Origin of the sequence: Enterococcus cecorum (assembly GCF_052119425.1) — a bacterium.
Lineage (GTDB): Bacteria > Bacillota > Bacilli > Lactobacillales > Enterococcaceae > Enterococcus_E > Enterococcus_E cecorum_C.
The window spans coordinates 1-22,466 of sequence record NZ_JBQKFH010000026.1; the positions used below are offsets into that span (position 1 = coordinate 1).

Sequence of the window (22,466 nt, forward strand, 5' to 3'; positions counted from 1 at the left end):
GACATCTTCGTTAACTCCTCAAGATTTTTCTTTATTATACGCGAAAAAAAGCCGATATTTCAATAGAAATGTCGACTTTGACTCTCTAAAATTTTCGGTGTAATAGAAAATCCTTTCATTAACCATTCGACTTGTTCAGGCGTTAAAGCCTGAACCTCCGTAGTACTTCTTGGCCAAGTTAACCGTCCATTTTCAAAACGTTTATAAAGCAACCAGAAACCTTCACCATCCCAGTAGAGGGCTTTAAATCGATCACTTTTTCCACCACAAAAAAGAAAGACGGATTTTGAAAAAGGGTCTAAATCAAATTGTGATTGAATAAGGTAAGCCAGTGAATCGATTCCTTTTCGTAAATCCGTTTTTCCACAAACAATGTAGACAGGACCCAGCTCACTCAAGTTTATCCCCATAAGAGAACACCTTTTCTAAAATTTCATTTCGTTGAGATGCATCAAGTGATGAGAAAAAGCTGAGTTCAAGTGACCCCACTTTACAACGAAGCAAGAGCTCATTTTTGCTTCGTTGCTTGAAGTGATTCCTTTCATTTTTGGGCATCTCTAAAGGGACAATTGGTTGTTTCGTCATAAAAAATCCTCTCCAATCTTCTGTTTGAATACAGTATAACTGGAGGACTGGAGGGATGCTATACACCTTGTTATTGGACGCTTACATAGCTAACTTTCCGAAAAACAACTATTTTTTATACAAAAAAGACATCCAAGAGAAAATTCTTGAATGTCTGTAAACGTTGATAGTATCGTATTGATTAACGTTTTGAGAATTGTGATGCTTTACGAGCTTTCTTAAGACCTGGTTTTTTCTTACTATTATATAGTAGTATCTCTGATTATCTCTGAATGTTAGTCTATCAATGTTTTTAACGTTTTATAACCGCTGAATAACTCTAGTTAATCTTGAAATATTTAGTCAATATATAGTCAATAAACTCTATTCATCATTATTTATATTTCTATCCACCACCAAAATAATGTGGTGGATTGCTTATTTTATTAATATATGTTTTGACTTATAGAAGTTCACATCGAATGGCATTCAAAAAAGCCCTAGCTAAAAACTAGGGCTTATATTTTTAGTCAATAGCCGCTACATATCGTCTATGGCCACTATAACTAATGTATGTTAGCCACTTATAACCATTAGCATTTACATAACCGTCAAAATAGAATCCTTGACCTGTGCTATACGTACTAACAATGCCAGCTGATGTAGATGGAGCTGTACGAATATTAGTTGTGTATTTTACCGTATAATATCCACTTGTTGACACTTTCCAATTCGTTGTTGGTTTAGCAACTACATTTTTCGTTGGTGTCGTGTACGCCATCGCTACCCAACCTTGGCCATTAACCTCAGCCCAAGTTGTATAACCGTTGACATTTTCACCATTTCTAACGATTCTAGTAGCATTAAATCTATACCATTGAGGTAAAGTTCTAATAATCGTTGAGTGTGTATTGGGGCTAGTTCTAACTCTCAAAGCAGTATCAGTAATTTGTGGCACATTGTAGCTTTCAACTTTATATCCACCAACTGGTTGGCTTGGCAACATTTGTTGTGGTTGTCTAGGCACTGTAGGTAATTTTCCACCATTATTATTGGCTTCTATTCCCCCAACACCATTAGCAATATCGCTAGCTAATTTAGCTTTTGAAATACCCCAAGTCGCTAAATATCCATAAGGATCAGTATGGTCACCCCAGAAGTTATCTGTAACCCATTTGTGTGTTTTAACACCATTTCCAGCGGTATCTAAAGTTAACGGAATACCGTATTTCTTAGCCATGTCACGAGCTAGTTGAATATAAGTTACATAATCTTTTTCAAATTGTGCTCTATTGGTTGTACGAGCCAACTCAATCTGAACTGGACTATTAACATTGGCATATTGTCCAGCTCCCCACTGAACATATCCAGTAGGTGACACTTGATAAACCTTACCGCCATCACCAACAATAAACGCTGTATAACTTTGAGAAGTTTGCCATGCTCTGTTGAAATAAATCGCATTATTTACAGCAGGTGCATACGTCCCTGTTTCATGTAAAATGACAAAACGATTATTCGTACGCATGGAACTACGCATTTGATTATATGTTGTATCAATTTCATAAGCACTAACTTGTACCGGTATATTTATCAAAATAAAAAGACTTGCTAATGCAGCAAGCCATAGTCTAATTTTTTTAGTCATCTATTCATCCCCTTTGATATTTGGATCAGATACAACTCCAATAATGGTTAACACACCAAACAAAGCATTAATGATTGATGTTAATTGTTGATTCAAGATACCAAAATCCCATTTGTAACCAAAAGGAACTAAAATCGTTTGAATCAAAAGCAATACTGCTGAAATAAGAGTTAACCAAAATTTCTTACTTTTAATACGTGTTTGCCAATCAATTTTCATGTTTTTTACCCCCAATCAAATGTAATTCATCAATCTCTCTTTTCATTTTGGTAATCATGCTATTGCCACCGAGCGAGTGATATACCTCATACATTTCGCAAAAGTTCTGATAGGCATAGCTTGGTATTTCGCCTTTTTGCGTGTACTTATCGTGATATTCAATCAATTGTACTCTCAGCAATAGCATGGTACCTTTGCTATTATCATCACGTTTTTTTATAGCCAAATTCTGCTTGCGTTTCTGCTCTTTCAATAGCCATACAATATAGCCTAATAGAACTGGCAAGGCAATCGTATACGTATCGTGAAAAAATTCCATCAAATCATCTCCAAACTAAAAGAACAACCTTATTCTGGCTGCTCTAATCTCTGCATTAATTGTTCTACTTTATTTTCTAAACACTTGATTTTCTCATCAGTCTGTAAAATATACTCTTGTAGCGATTTACCAATGAAAGTTGTATAAGCGTAACTATCAACTGCGTATCCATCGTAGCCTTTACTAATGAATGGAAGTTCAATGTTATCATTGGCAATGACACCTTCTTGATATTTTCCACTTTCAGCCCATAAACGATAAGCTTTAAAATTAAGGTTTTTAAATTGTTCTAATCTCGAAGGCATATCCTTAATATTATATTTCCATTTTTCATCAGACGCATTGATGAAACTGCTTGCTTGTATCCTTGCAAATGCTGTGTCGTTCGGGTTTCGTGAGTTGAAACCATTGTTTGAACATGAATTTACCCAACCACTAGAATTGTTCGTAATTAAATGAATGTTTCCCCCAACATTACTCTTAATGTGAATCGGTTGCGGTGTGTTTGACTCAATGGTAAATCTTTTATCAGTACTTTCAATAAATCTTATATCGTAGTCTTGTGCCCCATTGTACGGTGTTTTGAAGTCAATATATGAGCTAGCCCCAGTTATTTCAATACCTGTGTTACCGTTTCTAGGGTTAGCATTTATATCAACTGGGCGCAACTCGAACCCATCAGTTGTCCATGTAAATTTTTGAAAATTAGTGTTGTCGGACGAACCCAAAAAATACTTAGGTAGCATTTGAAAGTAACCGTTACCTGATAATTGTACTTTGGACGGGTCTGCATATAAAGCGCCACTACTCGAACCCAAGGCAAGTCGATTGCTATTTAATTCTAACCGTTTTCCAGTACTAGTGCCATCATTTTCAGCGAAGTTAATACCACTTTCACTATATTCCATGTATGAACCATTGGCACTTATTGCGCCTGTTGACTTGTTAACATCTTTATAATCAATTCTTAGTTTACCATCGGATAATTTTGTAGTACCAGTTCTATTAAGCGTACTTGTATACGAACGATTAAATGTATTTGTAAACACGCTACCGGTAATTGTACCTGCTGTAACATTTCCCAACGTGGCGCTTAAAGCACTCAAGCTATTTACGTTGATTGCATCTTGCGTAAATTGATTTTGTACCCAAGTACCTGATAAATAATGATACACACTTGTAATACGTCTGTCAGTTGATGAAACAGTTTTAAACCACGTTGAGCCATTCTCGATAGTTCCTGTTGGTGTCGTTGGTTGTAAGTAGGCTATACCCATCGAACCTCTTGCACCAGTTTCTCCCATTTTAGAAACACTGAAAAATGTGGTACTTGAACCATTTGTGTAGTTCATAACTGTTCTAGTCCAAAGATATTGTCCACTTGGTACACTAGGAATACTTGTCCTCCAACTCGTTGGTTGAGTTGTTCCGCTAGTTGAAACTCCATAATTGACTACTGCTGAAGATACTCCATTACCTGTCGCTCCCGTTGGACCTGTCTCACCTGTTGGACCAGTAGCACCAGTAGCTCCAGTAGCGCCTCTTTCTCCCATTTTTCCGATAGAGTAAGACGTTGATGTTGTCCCATTCGTATATGTTAAAATAGTTCTAGTCCAAAGAAATTGACCAGCTGATACACTAGGAACACTTGTCCTCCATGATGTAGGAGCTGTAGTACCGCTTGAAGAAACACCGTAAGTGATATTGGTAGATGAAATACCGTTACCCGTTGCGCCAGTTGCTCCAGTAGCTCCAGTATCACCTTTATCTCCTTTTGGCCCTGTCGCCCCTGTCGGACCTGTTGGACCTGTTGGACCAGTAGCTCCAGTTGGACCTCGTTCGCCCATCTTCCCGATTGAATATGAAGTACTATTTGTTCCGTTGGTGTAGTAAATGATTGTTCTAGTCCAAAGAAACTGTCCACTAGATACAGTTGGTACTGTACTACCCCAAGACGTAGGAGGTGTTGTTCCACTAGTTGAAACTCCATAAGATACATTCGTAGACGATACTCCATTACCAGTAGCCCCCGTTGGACCAGTAGCACCAGTTGCTCCAGTATCTCCTTTGTCTCCTTTGTCGCCTTTGATTAATGCCCATTGATAATCACTTGGATTTGTACTTTCAGTTGGAGTAGTCTTGTTATAGGCTAAACCAATATATTTTTTGCCAGTGGGACTATCAGATAAGCCTCCACCTGTAGCCGTATCAGCATATTTAACCCAAGTATAATGTGTAATACCATCTGCACCGTTAACACCGTTGGCCCCCTGAATTAACGACCATGTATAATCTCTAGGGTTGCTACTTTCTGTTGCCACAGTTTTGTTATAAGCAAGACCAATATATTTCTTACCATCAGGTGTTTCACTCATACCATTACCATTAGCGTCATCAGCGTATTTTAACCAAGTATAAAGACTTTGCCCGTTTGCACCAGGTCTACCCGCGATACCTTGGTCACCTTTTGGACCTTGGATACCTTGTAATCCTTGTGGCCCACGTTCACCCATCTTAGCTACCGAATAGCCAGTTTCTGACGTGTTGTCTGTATAAGTCCAAACAATTTTCGTCCATAAGTATTGGCCGCTTGGTACGCTTGGAACTTGACTACTCCATCCGCTAGTAGGCTGTACAGTCCCGGATGTTGATGTAGCATAAGTAATTGTAGTCGAGCTAATTCCGACACCGTCTTTTCCTGGTAAGCCATCTGTACCATCATTTCCGTCTTTAGAAATATAGGTCTTTTGATAGCCAATTTCAGTCGTATTGTCAGTATATGTCCATGCCGTGCGCGTCCATAGATAACTACCTTTAGTCAATGCTGGTACTTGGCTGCTCCAAGTTGTTGGTTGAGTAGTCTCTGAGTCACTTATCCCATAGGTTACAGCAGTTGTTTTCAATCCAACACCATCTTTACCAGGTATCCCATCCTGACCGGCTGGACCTTGTTCACCTTGCTCTCCCTTAGGACCTTGAGGACCTTGCAAACCATCATTGACATTAATCAGAGTTAACTCGCTTCTACCTCGTTCGACTCCATCCTTGTAGGCGATTATCCGATATACGACCTTTTCATTAATGCTGCTCGCTTGAACTGTGATAGATGCATCTGGGCCTATTAAATCATTCTCGCGATACCAGTTGATAGCAAAGTCTGCACTCACATCTCTCGGTCCATCCATAACACGTGCAGTTAAGGTTGTACTACCTTGGCCGTTTTTAAACGAGTAGCCGTTAGATGTCAGTATTTGGACATCATAGACCTTATTTTCTTCGATTAACTCCCTGACTCTAGTAAGCAAAGATTCATCTACTTCTGATTTCAAAATTTCAACATTAGTAAATGTACTAGTATTGTTTTCTGGATTATCAAAATAAATATCTTGCTCGCTAATCCTAGCTTCTAAATTTAACACTGGATTATATCCAGTGTCTTGTGCAAGTATTGTGTCACCAATACCAAGATACTCATATCCTTTAATTTTGACTGTAACTTCAACTTTCGATATCTTCTTTAGTTCTGCCAGCGCTTGAGCGGCTAAAACATTAGGGTTATCTGTTTCATAAGTCCAGTTTTTAGCAATATAACCTTCGCCATTGACCTTAGACATAAATTGATTTCTAGCTTGCACAGCACGTATGGATCCGTCACCAATTGGGCTATAGTAAAGTTGATTACCATCAGCATCTCTTTCGTCAATCAGTACGCTTGCCGGTGTCAATCCATCTTTACCAGTTGCATGTATGGCCGTCTTGAGATTGTCGATATTTTCTTCAATCTCAATTGTTTCAATGTTATGTCCATACTCAAGTAAAATATCTGTTCGACGCTTTCCTATTCCTTGATGCTTATCGTCATGTTCACGATAGACATTTAGTTTTATTTTTTCTAAGCCCCAATGCTTATTTAAGATAGTTTCAAACTCAATTTCAGCACCGAATTTATTAGCTAGACTAAACAGCCTAGCTAACACACTATCTTCGCTACCTTCCCATTCCAATTGCAGTTTTTTATCAGCTACTTCATTGACTCCCATGACAATCGGATTATCTCCGGCAAACAAAAAGACATCTAAGTATTCCTCAAATGTCATGGCTCTACTTGCTTTATAGGCTCTGCTATCTTCATTTCGCAACTCTAATGTTAAACTATCGGCTTGGATGCTGACTAGTTCTTCATTTCTAGTTGTTGCTGTAGTGTCAAAGTGATAACTGATGTCATTCCATACAAACGATACCTTGTTACCAACTTTAAAATATTGCGAATACTCGCTATTTTGTACAACTGAACATTTAAAAAAAGCGGCTGTGCCTTGCAAAAAGGTATGCAGATTGCTATCCGTATAATCATCTAATAAGCAAAGCAAGTGATCCTGATTATCCAAAATCGCAATCATTGGTTTATCAATTTTTACTGTCAATCAGTACCACCTCTTTCTATATGTTCCGGTAATTGTTGGTGGAGTAGTAGTAAAATTACTATAGCCAAATTCAATATGATTTTGACCAGGTTTCAATACTGGAAAGGTGCTTCCTGTAATCAAATCATCTAGCGTTTTAATACCATCACGATAGATTATGTTCGCACCATTTTCTTTTTTTATATCCACTTTTGAACCAGCAATAAATCTGTTTGGTACATCCACCCAGTATTGAGATTTTAAATCCACAACCAAAATATCGCGAATACCCATGCGAGTTACCAACTTAGATACTGGCTGACTTCCATATTGACCGACAAAAAATTGTAGTCTTTTTACACGTTTATTTTCTAAAGCTTTTACAGTATGCGTATAATATTTCCCATCCCAAAAATAAGTAATCTTAGCACCCTCTTTTTTCAGGTCAAACATATTTCGGTTGGTATCTCTACTTTGGCTACCATAAGGGTTAGGTGGTATCCAGTAACTAGGCGTATATTGGATTGCTTTAAAAACTGTACTGCCACCATTGCCGTCACCAATCAAAAATCTAATATTGGCTGTATTTCCCACTGCATCATCTTTCTCTATCGCCATACCAGCGATAAAATGATTATCTTCGTCTACGTATGCTAAACACCATTCGCCACATTGGCCCATTCTTCCGGTTTCAAACCATGCTCTAGCCCAGGTGTAGCAATATTTCATTGGTGCATCAAAGATTAACTCTTTACATGCGCCGTAATAACTATATCCTGAGTTGCTAAAGCTACCAGGTAAAATGCCTAACCATCCGCCCCAATTTGATGTTGTCGTCATTGTAGTAACAATTTTTTTAGATTGATTTTCGTAAAATACAGACGCATTCTGCCAATCAGCAAAATTTTTGCCATTCTCTTTTGGCCTAACTGTCTGCATTTTGGTTCTTACTTCACCATTCGCTTCGTCTACATAACCAAGTTGCGTGATAAAGGTTGCTTCTTCTCCATTTACACCAATCGCACTCAAATAACCAGTTTCGCTTGTGTTTTTAATATTAATCTCTAATGGTGTTTCTACCGTTCCGTCATAATCAATATCCACTGATAGGATTCCCTGATCATTAACCGTAGCAGTGAAAGGTGTCAGGTCAACTGAGTGTGCTAGGCCATCAGGGATTAAAAATGTAAGTTTTCCTGTATTATCTAGTAAATATTCCCAATCAAAATCTAATGACTGTTCACCATCGAGATAAGCATTGTAGTATTGATTAGGCTTATCACTAAAAATTAATTTTCCACCATTATTTTGAACCAAAATATTAACAAGATTATTCCTAGCCTCATGTATTTGAATTAGATTAAATTTCTTCACGTTAAATTCGATTACTACCTTACTACCTTGATGATGGCTATTTAAAATTTTTACACCATTTTTTCCAAAATTTTTGGTTTGATTAGTAACACTCGGCACTAATTCTCTATTTATTTTCGTAATCAAAATTGGCAGTGCCACTCCACCAAATGTAGCTGATATCATTATCTTAATCCACCTACTTTCTTTTTCATCGATTCAATTTGGTTAATATCCTTCATCATGAATGGTGCAGTAACTTTACTTACTTCTTTTCCTTCTAAGTTAACTGGAACTTCAACAGTATATTTCACATTTTCAGCTATTTCTTTTGCTGCAGTAAGCACATAATCTCTAAACTCTGTTAAATTCAATCTGTCAGCATAATACGAAAGTTTGTTTCCACTCATTTTTGCCACATCTTTAATTGAGTTATACGGATTATAGTCTGCTGGTACGACCATCTCACCTTTATGTATCAAAGCAATTTGATCATCAGGTACCCAAGGTGTTCCTTGTGCATAGCCATGTCCATGACCAATGACTTGTAGCATACCTGTAGCACCGTATCGGTTTTTGGCATAATTGATAGCTGCTAAAGCATTATCAAATCCATTAAAGATATTTCCATGTCCAGGGAATTTGTAGGCATTAAACGTGGCTGAAATAGTCTGAAGCAATCCTTTGGCTAAATCACCAGTTAGATTATTAATATCTCCAATATTTCCTTGAACAGCACGTTCGTTTCCTCCTGATTCCGTTTGAATTTGTCTCATCCAAGCATTAACGTAATTATCTGTAGTGGGTAATCCATTCATTGATAGCGCACGTTTAATGGTATTTCTCCATCGCTCTACTCCTGTTCCTGAAGGTGCTGCAGTAAATTCATCCAAGATTTTCTTAATAAATCCAACTGCTCCAGTAGTTAAATATTTAACACTTCCCACTGCCATACTAAACCAAGGTTCTAAGCTAGATCCAATTGATACAAATTTATCAACTGCTAATTCTAACAATTTACCTGGATTCGTTGCATAATCCCAGATTGTCTCACCAAGATTTTTAACTTTATCCCAAGCATTTCCGAAAAATTCACCAATTCCTCCAGCAAAATGTGGCAATGCTCCCATATCCATGAGCTCTTTTGTTTGATTGGCTGGCATAACTTTTGTACCTTTAGGCATAAAAATGGTTTGATTCTTGCCTTTAGGTATAAACGTATAACCATTTGGATATTGGACCAATTCACGATAAGTGTTACCTGGTTGATCATTAACTACCCCAATCATGTCGTGTGGTACACCATCAGTACCTTTTGCAAACTTAACTTTTTCCAATCTTGTACTTGAGCCGACCGTTTTGAGCACCCAGTTGATTCCGGTAATAACACCATTAATTGCTCCACCAATTGTATCTTTAATCGTGCTAGCAATCGCACCAATAATGCTTCCTATGGTATCCTTGAAAGCTCTAAATCCTGATGCAATAATGGTAAACATTCCTGAGAATATGCTTTTTACACCATCTACTGCAGTTTGGAAGTCTCCAGTAAATATCCCTGTAAATACTTTAATTAACCCTGTGATGATATTGAATGCTCCTGAGAATATTCCTTTGATATAATCCCATGCGATTTTTACAATATTCACAATCAGGTCAAAGCCATTCTTAAATAGCGCCTGGCATATATTAATTGCTGGAGCTAATATTGCCATAATCATTTCCCAGAAAGTTTGCAATGCTTGAAGAAATTGTGCTCCGTATTGGTCCCAAAAAGATTTAATTGCATTCAGTCCATTAATAAAAGCATTCTTTACCTCTTCAATAGCTGGCCCAATATATTGGTTATAAATCTGTGTTGCAAATTTTATGACATCATCTAGTAAGCCATTGATAAAGTCTCTAAATGGCTGGATTTTCGTATAAGCTAACACAAATGCAGCTACTACAGCTCCTATTGCACCTACAATTAAAATTGTTGGGCCATTTAATGCCACAAAAGCTGCCTGTAGTCCACTAACTACTCCTCCAGCAGATTGAAAGGCTGTGATTGCTCCACCAATAGCCGAACTAAGCCCACTGAACATCGCGCCAAGTGGTCCGAAAAGTATTTTGACTGTTGCGATTATTGGTGATAATACGGCTAAACCTGCAGCTAAGCCACCAACTACTAAGGCAAACTTTTTAACTCTATCTGGCATTTTCTCAAATTCTTCTGATAGTTTTACTAAATCTTGTAGGATAGGAAATAAATAGCCTTTAATATCATCGCCTATCGCATTGATATTATCCGTAAGCTTGTTCATTTCTCCTTGCCATTTTTCAGCAGGATTTAGCTCGCCCATTTCTTTTGCTTTACCTTTTACATTATCGAAAGAATTGCCTGTTTTAAATAATGCTAAAGATGCATCTATCCCCAAATCTTCAAATTGAGAAGATAATAATGACAAAGCAGCTTGTTGATCAGCAGTAGACATACTAGCTAAATCTTTTCCAACAGAATGCATTACATCAGATACGGTTGCCTTACCCTTTTGCCAATCTCTAAATAAGCCTTGCGTATCTGAAGAAAATTTCCCCATATTAGCTTCAAAGGACCCATCGCCCAGTCTAATCTGAAATTCTTTTACAGCATCAGCAATTTTATCGGTGTTTTGAGCACCAGCATTCATTCCATTTTCTAATAATTGAAAAAAATCACCAGCGCTAAAACCAGCTTGACTGAAATAGCCACTATATTCATTTAATGTATCAAGAAAATCATCCTGCATATTTAATCCGTTCTGGTATCCTTTAGCGATATAATCCATCGCTTGTTCTCCATCCATACCAAAAGCAGTCATCATTTTTGTTGCTGAACGTACATTTTCCTTAACATCTGTTCCGGTCAAATCCGAAATTTTTAGAATGTTTGTGGTTAAATTTCCTAACTCTGCAGAATCTAAATAACCAAATTCTTGCATAGTAATCTTTACTGCCTCAGTTGCCTCCTGTGTAGAACCAACTACTCCAGATTCAAACACTCTATTGATTGTGTCTCCAGCACTCTTAGCTTGTTCTTCTGTTAACCCAAGAGCTTGTTTAATATCACTAACGGAACTACTTGTGGTTAGTGAAGCTGCCAAAGCTCCTTTACCAAGCTCTAGCAAACTACTTCCTAGTTCAGCAATCTTATCTGCAGCTTCTAATAAGACTCCAGATTGAACAGAATTATTTAAATCATCCATTCCTTTTGCTGCATCTTTAGCATTTCCATCAATTTTGCCTAATTCATTGCCAAATTGTGCAATTTTTGTTCTAGCATCAGCTAATTTTGCCTCTAATTGATTGACTTCTGCAGAATTTTCTCCATAGGCACTTTTTGCTTCTCTTAATTGTGCTTCTAAATTAGCTACAATCCTTTCAGTCAATCGAACTTGTTCTCCGTATTGTCTTTGAGCAAGCTCTGCCTTTTGAGCTTCAGTAGCATTACTACCAAGTTCTGCACGTTGTAATTTAAATTGAGCAATCAGATTCTTTTGTTCAGCTCCCAAATCATTGGCTTCTTCTTGCAACGATTGAAGAGTATCTTTAGCACTACGACTAGCAACAGCTTGATCAGATAATTCCGCATTTACTCTAGTAAGAGACTGCTCTAATTTTGCTTCAGCAGTCTGACTAGCTAATACTTTTCCAGCCATTTTGGTCAATTCATCAGTAGTCGCTGTTCCTGACTTCTTCATCTCTTCATATTCTTCAGTTAGAAGTTGAGTACGTTTTTTTGCCGCTTCCATTTGAGTCATTAACTTTTTCTTTTCAGCAGTCAATTTATCTGTGGCAGTTGCATTTTCTCCCATCGCTGCTACTTGAGCCTTGTACTCTTTTGAAGCAGTATTCATGACTGCATTTAATTGTTTGATTGTAGTAGCTTGTTCCACTAAACCATTCGTCTTAAACTCCAATACGTGTGTACTTACTTTCTCAGACATTCACTCACCTCCTAATTGAAAAATGGTAATTGTTCGATGGTATAGACTTCCTTTTCCTCAACTAATGCATCTGGATTATTAAATTTGCACCACAAAATATAAGATTTTAACAGCCCATTTGGTGTTACTCTCATAAAATATGCATAATCATAATTCAAAAGAGTAATACCAACATACAACCAAAAATCCCAGTCAAACTCTTCGTCTTCCTGGGATTCAACGTAGATATTTTTTATTTTTTTTTAGACTTAAATTTCTCTAAATCTTGGACCTGGAAATCTTTATTTTTGAACACTTTATAAGCAGCTCTAAAGACATTCGGTAAATCTTCTACCATTACAGCGCCTCTAACTTCCTGTGGTGTACATTCTGTTCCTCCAGTACGAATCATCGCATAAATGATTGCATACATTACCTTGATTTCTTTATTACCAAGTGTAAATTGACCTTTATTCAAGAGTTTTTCCATGTCTTTAACAAAATACTTGTAAGGTTTATTGTATGCTTCTTGAACATATTGAATAGATTCCATCGTAAAGGATACTGGAATGGTTTTACCTTGAATGTGAATCACATCTTCATTCGCTTTAACATTGACTAAATCACTCAATTTTGGCAACTAAATCACTCTCCTTCTTCAATTAAGCTGTCTTTAAAGCTGTAATCATTGCATCGCTAACAATAACTTTTTCCATGAATTTATCTACAGTTACCCCTGTAGCTTCTTCACGAGCAGAATCAAAATCAAAATATGTTCGATTATTAGTATTTAATGGATTGGCTGTGATTGTATAAGATACATCGTCCAACTTCATATCATCATTTGATGTTTGGTAAGTTTCTTCAGCCGGTGCAATCGAACATTTTGGATACCACATCGCTACTTCAGTTCCATCATTGCGTGGCGCACGAACGCCAATAGCAAAATAGTTTGGTTCTACCACATCAGCAGTTCCATACGATACACCATTTTTGATTTTCTTATTAAACATTTTGTCACGTACTTTGGAATGAAGATAAGCTAACTTAAAGGCTAATTCCCATGTAGTTACTTTATAAGCATTAATAATTTGTTGACCAGAAGCATATTTAACTAATGACTTCACATCAGGTTTTAACCCTAATTCAGTAATATTCGCTTGTTTAAAAATTGTTTCGTCATACACTGGATCAGTCGTTCCATTCTCCGGTGTATTCATAAAAACAACGTATAACTCTTTAATTGTTAAAAAATATTGTTTATCTAAATTCTCAACTGTTGCTACCATCTAGATTCCTCCTTAGATTTTCTTATTAATTTTTCCTAACATAATTTGGCCAATTCTTTCCGATTCAGCATCTATCGTGTTTCTCACAAAGAATTGACCTTTAACTTTTTTATTTCCTTTTCTTGCCACTCTCGTTTTAACACCATTCTTCCTACGTTGTTCCAAACGATGCTTTGGCCCTGCAGTTAAGTGTCCATGTTCAGCCATATACCAATAAAAGGCATCAGCGTAAAATACCACGGTCACTTTATCCTCTTTTTTTTCGATACCAAGATTATCAATTAAGTGTTGCTTATTAAAAGTTGTTCTTGGTATCCTAGGCTTTAACTGCTCCACAAAATGATTTGCACCAGCAATCAATGCTTCTTCACTTAATTTCTGTTGAACATCCACAATCTTATTCAACTCTTTAATAACATCAGCAAAGCCATCATGATTACCCATCGTGCACACACCTCACAAAAGTGTTGAATTGAGTAATTGTCTCATCATTTTCATCAAATCTACCACTGCTAAACGATTCATAAACAATACCAGCCTGATTTAATGCCTGCTTGACAACTGATAATTCCTTTTCAATCCCTTTAGTAATATAGGAGACTTGATATAAAGGACTTGCAACCAATACTTTATCCGATGCACGACTATATGTTTCATTTACAAATTCATAAATGATATAAGGATAATCTTGACTTTCTGGAGCATATTCACGATAAACTGGTATATTGGTCGATTTTAAGATTGTTCTTAACTGTTCCAAACTAACCTGCATACGACAAAGACACCTCCATAACGTTATCCTCTTCCCTGGTATAAATTCGCTCAATATTATATTTTTTATCACGAATTTCGATTCGATAGATTTTCTGATTATCTTCAATCTTTCTATCAATTCGTATTTCAATTTTTTTGACTACATCATTTGTCTCTCTATCAGCAATAATTTTATCTGTAGCTGTCACACCCATATTTTGATAGCGAATTTCACGCTCAAACATGTAATCTTTTATTGGACGGTCAGTTTCTGGATTAGTAGTCTCCTTATAAACCAAAAGCCTTGCGACAAACTTCAATCTATTCACTTGTCTCTTCATCATCAAAAGCCTCCTGGATAAAGAATGGAGTTAAAGCATCCAATGCTGCAGTCAAATCAGTTTCCGAAACACGATAATCATACATGATTCCAGCAACCATAATCATCAAGTATTCATCTTCTTTGCCAGTCGCACGTTTAACATATTTTTTGGATTTTTCTAGATAAAAAGAGAGCATGGACTCATCCATCCCCTCTTCAAAATTAAGATGTTTCTTTAGTTTTTCGACTAATTCCACATTATCCATCTAATCAGCTCCTAAGAAGGCTTAACGGTACCTACTTCATAACGATATACAGCAGGCTCAAACTTACTATAGATTAATTGACCGTCAATTAAGTTGTAAATTTGGAATCCTACTCGGTTAGTAGAAGCATATTTTTCGACTAATTTCATAATTTCCATACCACCCTTAACTTCTTGGATATGGAAAGCTTTGAAATCTCCAAAATACAATACTGGTTTAGTTGGATCCTCACCGTCTGCTGCATCCGTAAAGTCTAGATTATGACCTAATAATTTGTATCCTAATCCATCTGTAGCTGGGTGTAATAATGGTAATCCATTTTTATCAGTCATACGTTCCAACATTGTCAATGCTGCGCGATTAACAATCCACATTGATTTTTTAAGAACTTCAGTAACAGGTTGATTTTTGAATTTAACCAATTGATCATATACTTTTTGAGACCAACCTTCTGCACTCGTATCAATAGCGACTTCATCATAGAATTTGACTGCTTTTTTCTCAAGAGAGCCTTGATTTTCGTTTCCTGAATCATTTCCTTTGAACATGAAATTCGTTTCCTTACGAACATAGGCTTTCTTCAATTCATCAATAACAATCTGTTCCACGTTGACACCAGTACGTTTTAATAATTTTTTAGTTACAGTACACAATGCATCAAATTCTGTTGGATCTAAGTCAATCGTTGTAAATTCAATACCAGTATCTGGAATATCTTCACTATCGCCACGTTCTGTTTTTCTAACGTTAGCTTCAGCTTTTTTGACTAAAACAGGATATTTAACATCAGCATCCGTATTAACATAGCTACCATATTTACGCAATAAGTTTTCTTCTTGTGCGTAAGAGATAACTTCTGAAGCAATTACTTGAGGTACAGTTACTTTACCATTGCCGACTTCTAAACCTAACGAACGTGCTTCCGATTCAGAAATATTCCCTACTACAAAATTAGCAAAAGCCGAACGTAACTGCATCTCTTTCTTTTCGTTAGAAACTCGTCCACGAACAGATAATGCATTGCCAATTCCATTCATTAAACGTGCTCGTGTTTCTGTATCAATCATGCCTGCACGACTTTCTGTAGGTTCTTCACTGCCACGTTCTTCATCTTTTTCTGATTCACTTTCAGTAGTTGAGTCTTCAGATTCTCCATCTCGATTTTCGCTATCAGTGCCATCTTCACTATTATCTTCAGCCAATGAATCAGCAATTTCTTGTAACTGATTTTTGATATCTTCAATTTCTTGTGTAATTTTTTCAATATCTGCTTCTCGCACTTCGCCTTTTTCTAATTGCGTACGTAATTCAGTTAAACGTTCTTCATTTTTCTTACGTAGAGCCAATAATAATTTTCTATTCATGTTTCAACATCTCCTCTATTTCATTTAATATTTTTTTCCGTTTTTCAATTAATGAACGATACTCATCAACATCTTCCTTGCTTCTGACTAAAGATACTTCTGTTGATTCATATTGTGGAATCGTAACAATCGAAACTTCGTATAAATCAACTTCTTTGATAGTTCTCAATACTGGATCTGACTTGTAATCAATTTCTTCTTCTGTCGGAATAAATCCAAAACTACATTGATTGACATCGCCACGCTCAATAGATTTTGCTAAATCCCTAGCCACAGTAGTATCAGGTAGCTTTACTTCAAATTTCAAGCCACGTTCATCTTCTTCCAAAATCAAAGTACCTGCTTTAGTTCGACCAAGAATATTTTCCCAATTATGATTAAACAAGCAGCGAATATCTTGATTTTCACTCAAAGCTCGACTAAACGCTCCAGGCGCTATGACTTCATCAAAGCCTTCCCATAAAGTAGTGCGTTCATTGAATACCGATGCATAACCACCTAGCACAACTTCTTCTTTTCCATCATCAGTTGCATCTCTTCGCTGAATATTTTTAATTTCAAAATTCCTAATCAGCATTTTCTTCATCTTTCTCACCACCTTTCAAATTATGGTTTTGATTTTTATCACTTCCAGATAACGAATCATCCGTAGCATTCTTTTGACCAATTCTTGATAAGTCATTTGAAATATAAATCGCTTGTGTTTCTGGAGTGTTTTGTTTAGGGAATCCAAGCATTTCTGCCACATTATCTGGACTTGTAATCCCAGTACGAACAATGTTATAACCAATATTGGTTTTGGTAGAATAAGGTACAAAATCAAGAATATTAATCTTCCATTCTACTCGATAGCCACTTTTAGGTTCAAAAAAAAGCGCGCTGTAATGCTCGCTCAAATTTTTCAATATTGGTTTAACTGTCTTATTGTGCAGATACATCATCGCTTTTTCGATATCTGTTTTCATCAACGATTGATAGGTATCCACGTTTATGCCCATGAATTTGCCTAAATCTTTTTTGTAAACACTCAAATATCTCAAAATTTTATCATCATCTACCGGACTAGCCAGTGTTTCAATTTCATACCCTTTACCAAGAGGAATCATTTTAACACTATGCTGTTCATTAATTCCTTCCAATTGATCAAGTATTCTAGTAATCAACTTGGACTGCGTATTATTCTGTGGATTCAAATGCGTATCTAATTTTAGTAGCAATGCTAAGAGTCCACCTTTGACATATTTATCAGTCAATGATTTTTCTGCGTTCATTACACCTTCTAGCGTATTTTTCGCTAGAGACTTAATTCCTACTCCCCCATTATGACTAGTACCCATATTTTTGATGTGTCTAATCATAAATGGTGGAATTTCGTTTCCATTGATTTTGAAATGCTCCACTAGCCGATTGTCAATTTCTGTATAAACTGTATCTGCAGGAGCTAAATGTATTTGATCATTATCACTGATTGGAAATACTTCTCCATCAATTAATAGCTTTATAACCTGCAATTTCATCAATTCAAAGCCAGTCAAATAATTATTTGGTTGATTCAATATTCGTAAAACAGCATGATTACGAATTTCTTGCTCATCAGGTCCAATGACTACTGGTGTGGCCAAAGCAACTTGATTGGATATATCTGATACTAATTCATATACATCCGAACTTTCTAAGACATTATCACTGGTTATCCATCGACTACCATAGCGAATTGAATTGTTTAAAACATCCTCTACTATTCCTCGCTTTTCTAATTGTCGATACACAAAATTAGAAAACCTATCTCGTAATCCCATATCCAACCTCCTTTCACCTAAAGATTTCATCTAAATATTCATCCATCGCATCATCATCTACATCATACATTTGCATCATAGTTTCCTTGTGTGCACATAAAAATGCGACAAAGCCATCAATCTTTTTCTTAGACTGCCTTTTAGACGGTGCTTTTTGGCCATTGATATTCGTTACTGCCACAACATTCAACGTACAGTAGACAAATAAAGGATTGTCCGTCATTATCTTATCCTCATAGAACAATCTTTCCACATCATCAAATGGATCATTCATGACTTTGGGCCATTGTGGTACTTCAATACATTCCATACCGATATTTTCTAGCTTTTCAACTAGCTTTTGAGACATCGCTGGATCATAATTAATCTGCTGAACATCATATTTAGCAATACAATCGGTAATGTAATCAATAACCTGGTCCTGATTAATCATTTTTCCATCGCAAAATTGAGCATATCCACGCTCAACCATGTCTGTGTATGGCACATTGTCCTCTTTTTCTCTAAAATCAATATTATCATTTGGCAGAAAATACATTTGCTTAACCTTTAAAATCGCTTTTCCTTCATCGTTGAAGCTAGGAAAATTAAGTGATACACAGGTTAAGTCAGTCGTTTTCGATAAATCCAAGCCAATTACACACTGTTCACCGGTCAAATTACCTAATTCTTCTTCATCTACCAAACATCCCTCCACTTGTTCCTGGTCAAAATATTGATCAGCACCATTCACAAATACATCTAAATGCTTAGTTAAAAATTCTGCCTTTGAATGTGCTGAACGCTGTGCTGTTTTAAAGGCACTTTCTAAAGCTGATAGATTGACTGAAACACCCCAGTTTGGATTAACCATTTCCCAAACTTTTCTATCAGTCCAGTCATAATTCTTATCAGGCTCATAAATCATGACAAACGAACTATCATTATCATCACGCTTCAAGACTTCTTTCGCCTCGCGATAGACACGCATTCCAACAGAACTACTGCCTTTTCCAGCAGTCGAAATATTAAACATCAACGGTTCACCAGTCGCTGCTAAAGAAACTTGTGCAGACTTAAAGTTGTCATATTGCTCCATTTTTTCTTGTTTATGCAGCTCATCATTTAAAATAAAATATGGATTTGAACCTTCAATATTTTCAATATTTTTCGACTGCACAATAAACTTATTATCATAAGCTATATTATCTTTGATAAAGCTATACACAACACTAGCTACTGTACCTTTTGGACCCTTGTAGATTTTTGTTCCTTCTAAGAGCGCTGGATTATTTAAGATAGATGCTGCAAATGGCTTGGCCGCATATTGAGCTTGAGCGAAATCCGAAGCACACGCATAGCAATCTATCGAAACTTTTCCTTCTCCATACATCGCATAACCCAATGCTCCTACAGCTATCAACGTTTTCCCATTCTTCTTAGGAATCTGAACGTAAGCTTCTTTCGTTACACGAACAACATCGCCATTTTCATTTTCATGCACCCAGCCATAAATCCATGAATAAATAAATTTTTCCCACGGTTCCAACAAAAAAGGCTGCCCAACAAGAGCACCCTTAGAATGTTTTATAAATGTTTCTACCCAATCCATCATTTCATTTGCTCGATTCACATCAAACCAAATATCTTTCCGTTTCTTCCAACGATAATACCGGTCAATTGCCTTACGTACAGTAAGCGGATATTTCTTAGGAGATTTCCGAACCATTTTCGCAAATTCATCTGCATAGTTCACTCCTGGTTCAATCATCTAACCACCTACTCTCTTTCTCCATTTTTGACGATGTGCCTCCAAATCATCCACAACCTTTTCTTCTGGACGAGTAATTTCTTCATCTTTTCTTGCAGTAGAAAGACCAGCAATTTGTTTTCCAATGCGTGATTTATTCGTCAGTCCTAATAGGTCTAACGCACGCATTTTTTTATCAGCCCATGTCTCTACCTGCTGAGCAAGTGGATGCTTGACTTTGTTTGTTGATCCAGATTTATTTGTAAATTTTTGTGTTTCTGGGAAGCCTTTTTCACGCCATAAAATGTATTTTGAGATGTAAATTTCATAGATATCTAGGTAAGATTCAATCAAAGAATCCAGGGTAATGGCATATAAATCTGCTTGATTCATTACCTTCAAAATGCGTTCACGTTCAGCTTTTACTTTTTCTTCAACAATTTTTCTTCGCTCTGCTTTTGTGCTCATTTTTTGCTTACCCCCCTTTTAAAATTTAAAAAAAGCTTTCCAACGATGTGTGAGCCTCCTTTGTGACCTATCTTCCTAATTCCATTTTTGAAATTTTTTGATAGGGGGGGCATCCATTTTTTTCAAAAATCATTTTTGAAAATACGATGGAAAAACTTTTTTCGGTTTGTTATCATTTTCGACTTTGATATGGCATTTTGGACAAACGAGCATTAAATTTTTTGGATCTAACTTCAATAATGGATTTTTGGCAATCGGTACAATATGATGCACTTGAGCTTGTTTGCCAAATACGAACTTACCACATACTTGGCAGCAACCTTTTTCTCTTTCGTAAACAAATTGTCTCGTGCTTTGCCATTCGCTACTTCGATAGAACTCCTTGTTCGCATGATGATAAATTGATTTTGTCTTTTTCCTCTTTCTATTGAAAGAGCTAACAGACTTATCAACAATTTCATTACCATCACCAGTATACTTACGACTCATGCGGAATAATCAATACTTCCTTTGTTTTTGGATCATATACTTCCTTACCTGCACTAGTAACCCTCAATACTTCTAACTCAACCTTTTCTTCAACAACTGTTTCTTCAGCAACTGTTTCTTCGACTTTCTTTGCCATGCTATTACCTCCATGATTTTTTTCGTGAACAAAACGATGGAAGACTTCCTCCCTTCGATATTTGAAATTAATGTGTGAGTAGCCAAATATCTCTCTCGTCATTATTCGACACTAATAGATTAACACGCCTTATGCAATAAGTCTGTATTATAAATGTTATAACATTTATGTAACATTTTTACTTTCTATCTTCTCTTTATAGCTATTAGCAAAGTTCATTGTGCGTTTGATGCTCGCATGCTTGACTCTGATATATCCATATTCATAACCAGTTATTTCAGCAATTTCCTTTAACGACTTATTCTCAATGTATTTCATTCTAACAATTTGACTTTCTAATCCATCTAAAGAATAAATGAATTGCTCTATATCTAAAATTCTATTTTCAGTAATTTCTATCTCTTGCTTCAAGCTTTCTATAATTTCTTCCAATCTTGTTGCTCTTGAACCTTTCTCTAATTTTATTTTTGATAAATCTCCATAAGTCCATCGCCAAAGTTCTCTCTCTGTTCTGACTAAATTCTTTTTTAAATATGCGATATGGTTTTGCATTTCCATATAATCTTGTAGCCATTCAAACTTCAATAAGATCACCTCTTCGTTAATTTAGCCATCTCCTGAAGAGGTGACATTTTTTACAATAATATTTTTATTTGTGGTAAAATCATATTAATAAATATTTAAGGAGTTGGTATAATTGTCAAAACAATTAGTAGATATTAAATTTTTTTATGGATTTGAGCAAACAGAAATAGTACTACCTGATTTTTGCCCTTTATGCGGGAAAACTATTGAGCCAAAAATAATTGGCTGTTTTGGTCATGAGACTTTAAATAATAAAAAAAACGTTTGTGTAACCTGTCAGTGCACTTCCAATTCATGCGACAAATACTTCGTTTTAAATTATCATAGTGACTACGATATTGACAGTTTAATTCCAAGTAATTCTCCTTATATTACTCCAACAAATGTACAGCTTCCTGATGAGATAAACAAGATATCTCCTAATTTCGTAAAAATATATACTCAAGCTGAAACCGCGTCTAAAATGAATTTAGATTTAATTGCTGGTGTTGGATATAGAAAAGCCGTAGAATTTTTGATAAAAGACTATCTTATTATGCAAAATCCAGAAAAAGAAGAAAGTATAAAAAATAAATTTTTGGGAAATGTGATTAATGATTACATGCGTGATTTTCCAAAAATTCAAGCATTGGCTAAAGCTGCTACATGGATTGGTAATGATGAAACACATTACCAAAGGAAACATAAAGATAAAGATATAACTGATTTAAAAAAATTCATTAACACAACAGTACATTTTATCGTTGCAGAATATACAGCCGATCAAGCCATGTCTTTTACTTCAGACAAAAACAATAAGTAATTTCATTAATT

The 22,466-nt window shown here is 36.1% G+C and carries 23 protein-coding genes; 1 reads left to right on the top strand and 22 read right to left on the bottom strand.

The annotated features are described in order from the left end of the window. Nucleotides 1-59 precede the first annotated feature (59 nt). From tnpB to ACTQZM_RS07730, 22 genes are all read right to left on the bottom strand, one after another. Nucleotides 60-398 carry an IS66 family insertion sequence element accessory protein TnpB gene (gene tnpB / locus ACTQZM_RS07625; RefSeq protein WP_231940229.1) on the bottom strand — a complete coding sequence of 113 codons (339 nt, stop codon included), beginning with the start codon at nucleotides 396-398 and terminating at the stop codon, nucleotides 60-62. Continuing rightward, a complete protein-coding gene (locus tag ACTQZM_RS07630) occupies nucleotides 391-585 on the bottom strand; it encodes a hypothetical protein (protein WP_087663370.1) in 195 nt (64 codons plus the stop codon). The genes tnpB and ACTQZM_RS07630 overlap by 8 nt, the downstream gene beginning before the upstream one ends. A gap of 505 nt (nucleotides 586-1,090) precedes the next feature. Further along, the gene (locus ACTQZM_RS07635) at nucleotides 1,091-2,212 is read right to left on the bottom strand and encodes an N-acetylmuramoyl-L-alanine amidase (RefSeq protein WP_441653379.1); all 1,122 of its coding nucleotides are present in this window, start codon (nucleotides 2,210-2,212) and stop codon (nucleotides 1,091-1,093) included. Further along, nucleotides 2,213-2,431, bottom strand: coding sequence for a phage holin (locus ACTQZM_RS07640; protein WP_441653380.1), 219 nt, complete (start codon nucleotides 2,429-2,431; stop codon nucleotides 2,213-2,215). After that, nucleotides 2,421-2,750, bottom strand: a complete 330-nt coding sequence (locus tag ACTQZM_RS07645) for a hypothetical protein (protein ID WP_441653381.1) — start codon at nucleotides 2,748-2,750, stop codon at nucleotides 2,421-2,423. Before ACTQZM_RS07645 ends, ACTQZM_RS07640 begins: the two co-directional genes overlap by 11 nt. A gap of 29 nt (nucleotides 2,751-2,779) precedes the next feature. Continuing rightward, the gene (locus tag ACTQZM_RS07650) at nucleotides 2,780-7,174 is read right to left on the bottom strand and encodes a phage tail protein (RefSeq protein WP_441653382.1); all 4,395 of its coding nucleotides are present in this window, start codon (nucleotides 7,172-7,174) and stop codon (nucleotides 2,780-2,782) included. Then, the gene (locus ACTQZM_RS07655; RefSeq protein WP_441653383.1) at nucleotides 7,175-8,692 is read right to left on the bottom strand and encodes a distal tail protein Dit; all 1,518 of its coding nucleotides are present in this window, start codon (nucleotides 8,690-8,692) and stop codon (nucleotides 7,175-7,177) included. It lies immediately after the preceding gene. Further along, nucleotides 8,692-12,474, bottom strand: coding sequence for a phage tail tape measure protein (locus ACTQZM_RS07660; RefSeq protein ID WP_441653384.1), 3,783 nt, complete (start codon nucleotides 12,472-12,474; stop codon nucleotides 8,692-8,694). The genes ACTQZM_RS07655 and ACTQZM_RS07660 overlap by 1 nt, the downstream gene beginning before the upstream one ends. Nucleotides 12,475-12,706: 232 nt before the next feature. After that, a complete protein-coding gene (locus ACTQZM_RS07665) occupies nucleotides 12,707-13,093 on the bottom strand; it encodes a hypothetical protein (protein WP_047335124.1) in 387 nt (128 codons plus the stop codon). 22 nt (nucleotides 13,094-13,115) lie between these two features. After that, entirely contained in the window at nucleotides 13,116-13,742 is a 627-nt protein-coding gene (locus ACTQZM_RS07670; RefSeq protein ID WP_171333670.1) for a major tail protein, read from the bottom strand. 12 nt (nucleotides 13,743-13,754) lie between these two features. Then, on the bottom strand, nucleotides 13,755-14,186 hold the full coding sequence (locus tag ACTQZM_RS07675) for an HK97-gp10 family putative phage morphogenesis protein (RefSeq protein ID WP_171333671.1): 432 nt from the start codon (nucleotides 14,184-14,186) through the stop codon (nucleotides 13,755-13,757). Next, nucleotides 14,179-14,514, bottom strand: coding sequence for a hypothetical protein (locus ACTQZM_RS07680; protein ID WP_248625890.1), 336 nt, complete (start codon nucleotides 14,512-14,514; stop codon nucleotides 14,179-14,181). The genes ACTQZM_RS07675 and ACTQZM_RS07680 overlap by 8 nt, the downstream gene beginning before the upstream one ends. Then, nucleotides 14,504-14,836: a phage head closure protein gene (locus ACTQZM_RS07685; protein WP_441653385.1), complete on the bottom strand. Its 333-nt coding sequence runs from the start codon at nucleotides 14,834-14,836 to the stop codon at nucleotides 14,504-14,506. Before ACTQZM_RS07685 ends, ACTQZM_RS07680 begins: the two co-directional genes overlap by 11 nt. Next, nucleotides 14,817-15,083, bottom strand: coding sequence for a head-tail connector protein (locus ACTQZM_RS07690; RefSeq protein WP_171333674.1), 267 nt, complete (start codon nucleotides 15,081-15,083; stop codon nucleotides 14,817-14,819). The genes ACTQZM_RS07685 and ACTQZM_RS07690 overlap by 20 nt, the downstream gene beginning before the upstream one ends. 11 nt (nucleotides 15,084-15,094) lie before the next feature. Continuing rightward, nucleotides 15,095-16,447: a phage major capsid protein gene (locus tag ACTQZM_RS07695; RefSeq protein WP_171333675.1), complete on the bottom strand. Its 1,353-nt coding sequence runs from the start codon at nucleotides 16,445-16,447 to the stop codon at nucleotides 15,095-15,097. Then, on the bottom strand, nucleotides 16,440-17,033 hold the full coding sequence (locus tag ACTQZM_RS07700) for an HK97 family phage prohead protease (RefSeq protein ID WP_441653386.1): 594 nt from the start codon (nucleotides 17,031-17,033) through the stop codon (nucleotides 16,440-16,442). Before ACTQZM_RS07700 ends, ACTQZM_RS07695 begins: the two co-directional genes overlap by 8 nt. Further along, the gene (locus tag ACTQZM_RS07705) at nucleotides 17,014-18,246 is read right to left on the bottom strand and encodes a phage portal protein (RefSeq protein ID WP_441653387.1); all 1,233 of its coding nucleotides are present in this window, start codon (nucleotides 18,244-18,246) and stop codon (nucleotides 17,014-17,016) included. The genes ACTQZM_RS07700 and ACTQZM_RS07705 overlap by 20 nt, the downstream gene beginning before the upstream one ends. Nucleotides 18,247-18,259: 13 nt before the next feature. Next, entirely contained in the window at nucleotides 18,260-19,996 is a 1,737-nt protein-coding gene (locus ACTQZM_RS07710; RefSeq protein ID WP_441653388.1) for a terminase large subunit, read from the bottom strand. Beyond that, entirely contained in the window at nucleotides 19,997-20,443 is a 447-nt protein-coding gene (locus ACTQZM_RS07715) for a P27 family phage terminase small subunit (RefSeq protein WP_208921089.1), read from the bottom strand. Between the two features lie 129 nt (nucleotides 20,444-20,572). Next, the gene (locus ACTQZM_RS07720) at nucleotides 20,573-20,932 is read right to left on the bottom strand and encodes an HNH endonuclease (RefSeq protein WP_441653389.1); all 360 of its coding nucleotides are present in this window, start codon (nucleotides 20,930-20,932) and stop codon (nucleotides 20,573-20,575) included. After that, nucleotides 20,922-21,068 (bottom strand): hypothetical protein, encoded by a 147-nt coding sequence (locus ACTQZM_RS07725; RefSeq protein WP_441653390.1) that lies wholly within the window; start codon nucleotides 21,066-21,068, stop codon nucleotides 20,922-20,924. The genes ACTQZM_RS07720 and ACTQZM_RS07725 overlap by 11 nt, the downstream gene beginning before the upstream one ends. Before the next feature lie 165 nt (nucleotides 21,069-21,233). Next, on the bottom strand, nucleotides 21,234-21,653 hold the full coding sequence (locus ACTQZM_RS07730) for a hypothetical protein (RefSeq protein ID WP_441653391.1): 420 nt from the start codon (nucleotides 21,651-21,653) through the stop codon (nucleotides 21,234-21,236). A gap of 112 nt (nucleotides 21,654-21,765) precedes the next feature. Here ACTQZM_RS07730 and ACTQZM_RS07735 point away from each other — a divergent pair, with 112 nt between their 5' ends. Next, a complete protein-coding gene (locus ACTQZM_RS07735; RefSeq protein ID WP_441653392.1) occupies nucleotides 21,766-22,455 on the top strand; it encodes a DUF4145 domain-containing protein in 690 nt (229 codons plus the stop codon). The last annotated feature ends 11 nt before the right edge of the window (nucleotides 22,456-22,466 follow it).

Excerpts from the sequence above, each read along its gene's own strand:
- ACTQZM_RS07630 (WP_087663370.1), bottom strand. The coding sequence starts at position 585 with ATGACGAAACAACCAATTGTCCCTTTAGAGATGCCCAAAAATGAAAGG.
- ACTQZM_RS07635 (WP_441653379.1), bottom strand. The coding sequence starts at position 2,212 with ATGACTAAAAAAATTAGACTATGGCTTGCTGCATTAGCAAGTCTTTTT.
- ACTQZM_RS07640 (WP_441653380.1), bottom strand. The coding sequence starts at position 2,431 with ATGAAAATTGATTGGCAAACACGTATTAAAAGTAAGAAATTTTGGTTA.
- ACTQZM_RS07645 (WP_441653381.1), bottom strand. The coding sequence starts at position 2,750 with ATGGAATTTTTTCACGATACGTATACGATTGCCTTGCCAGTTCTATTA.
- ACTQZM_RS07655 (WP_441653383.1), bottom strand. The coding sequence starts at position 8,692 with ATGATATCAGCTACATTTGGTGGAGTGGCACTGCCAATTTTGATTACG.
- ACTQZM_RS07660 (WP_441653384.1), bottom strand. The coding sequence starts at position 12,474 with ATGTCTGAGAAAGTAAGTACACACGTATTGGAGTTTAAGACGAATGGT.
- ACTQZM_RS07670 (WP_171333670.1), bottom strand. The coding sequence starts at position 13,742 with ATGGTAGCAACAGTTGAGAATTTAGATAAACAATATTTTTTAACAATT.
- ACTQZM_RS07675 (WP_171333671.1), bottom strand. The coding sequence starts at position 14,186 with ATGGGTAATCATGATGGCTTTGCTGATGTTATTAAAGAGTTGAATAAG.
- ACTQZM_RS07680 (WP_248625890.1), bottom strand. The coding sequence starts at position 14,514 with ATGCAGGTTAGTTTGGAACAGTTAAGAACAATCTTAAAATCGACCAAT.
- ACTQZM_RS07685 (WP_441653385.1), bottom strand. The coding sequence starts at position 14,836 with ATGAAGAGACAAGTGAATAGATTGAAGTTTGTCGCAAGGCTTTTGGTT.
- ACTQZM_RS07690 (WP_171333674.1), bottom strand. The coding sequence starts at position 15,083 with ATGGATAATGTGGAATTAGTCGAAAAACTAAAGAAACATCTTAATTTT.
- ACTQZM_RS07695 (WP_171333675.1), bottom strand. The coding sequence starts at position 16,447 with ATGAATAGAAAATTATTATTGGCTCTACGTAAGAAAAATGAAGAACGT.
- ACTQZM_RS07700 (WP_441653386.1), bottom strand. The coding sequence starts at position 17,033 with ATGAAGAAAATGCTGATTAGGAATTTTGAAATTAAAAATATTCAGCGA.
- ACTQZM_RS07705 (WP_441653387.1), bottom strand. The coding sequence starts at position 18,246 with ATGGGATTACGAGATAGGTTTTCTAATTTTGTGTATCGACAATTAGAA.
- ACTQZM_RS07710 (WP_441653388.1), bottom strand. The coding sequence starts at position 19,996 with ATGATTGAACCAGGAGTGAACTATGCAGATGAATTTGCGAAAATGGTT.
- ACTQZM_RS07715 (WP_208921089.1), bottom strand. The coding sequence starts at position 20,443 with ATGAGCACAAAAGCAGAGCGAAGAAAAATTGTTGAAGAAAAAGTAAAA.
- ACTQZM_RS07720 (WP_441653389.1), bottom strand. The coding sequence starts at position 20,932 with ATGAGTCGTAAGTATACTGGTGATGGTAATGAAATTGTTGATAAGTCT.
- ACTQZM_RS07725 (WP_441653390.1), bottom strand. The coding sequence starts at position 21,068 with ATGGCAAAGAAAGTCGAAGAAACAGTTGCTGAAGAAACAGTTGTTGAA.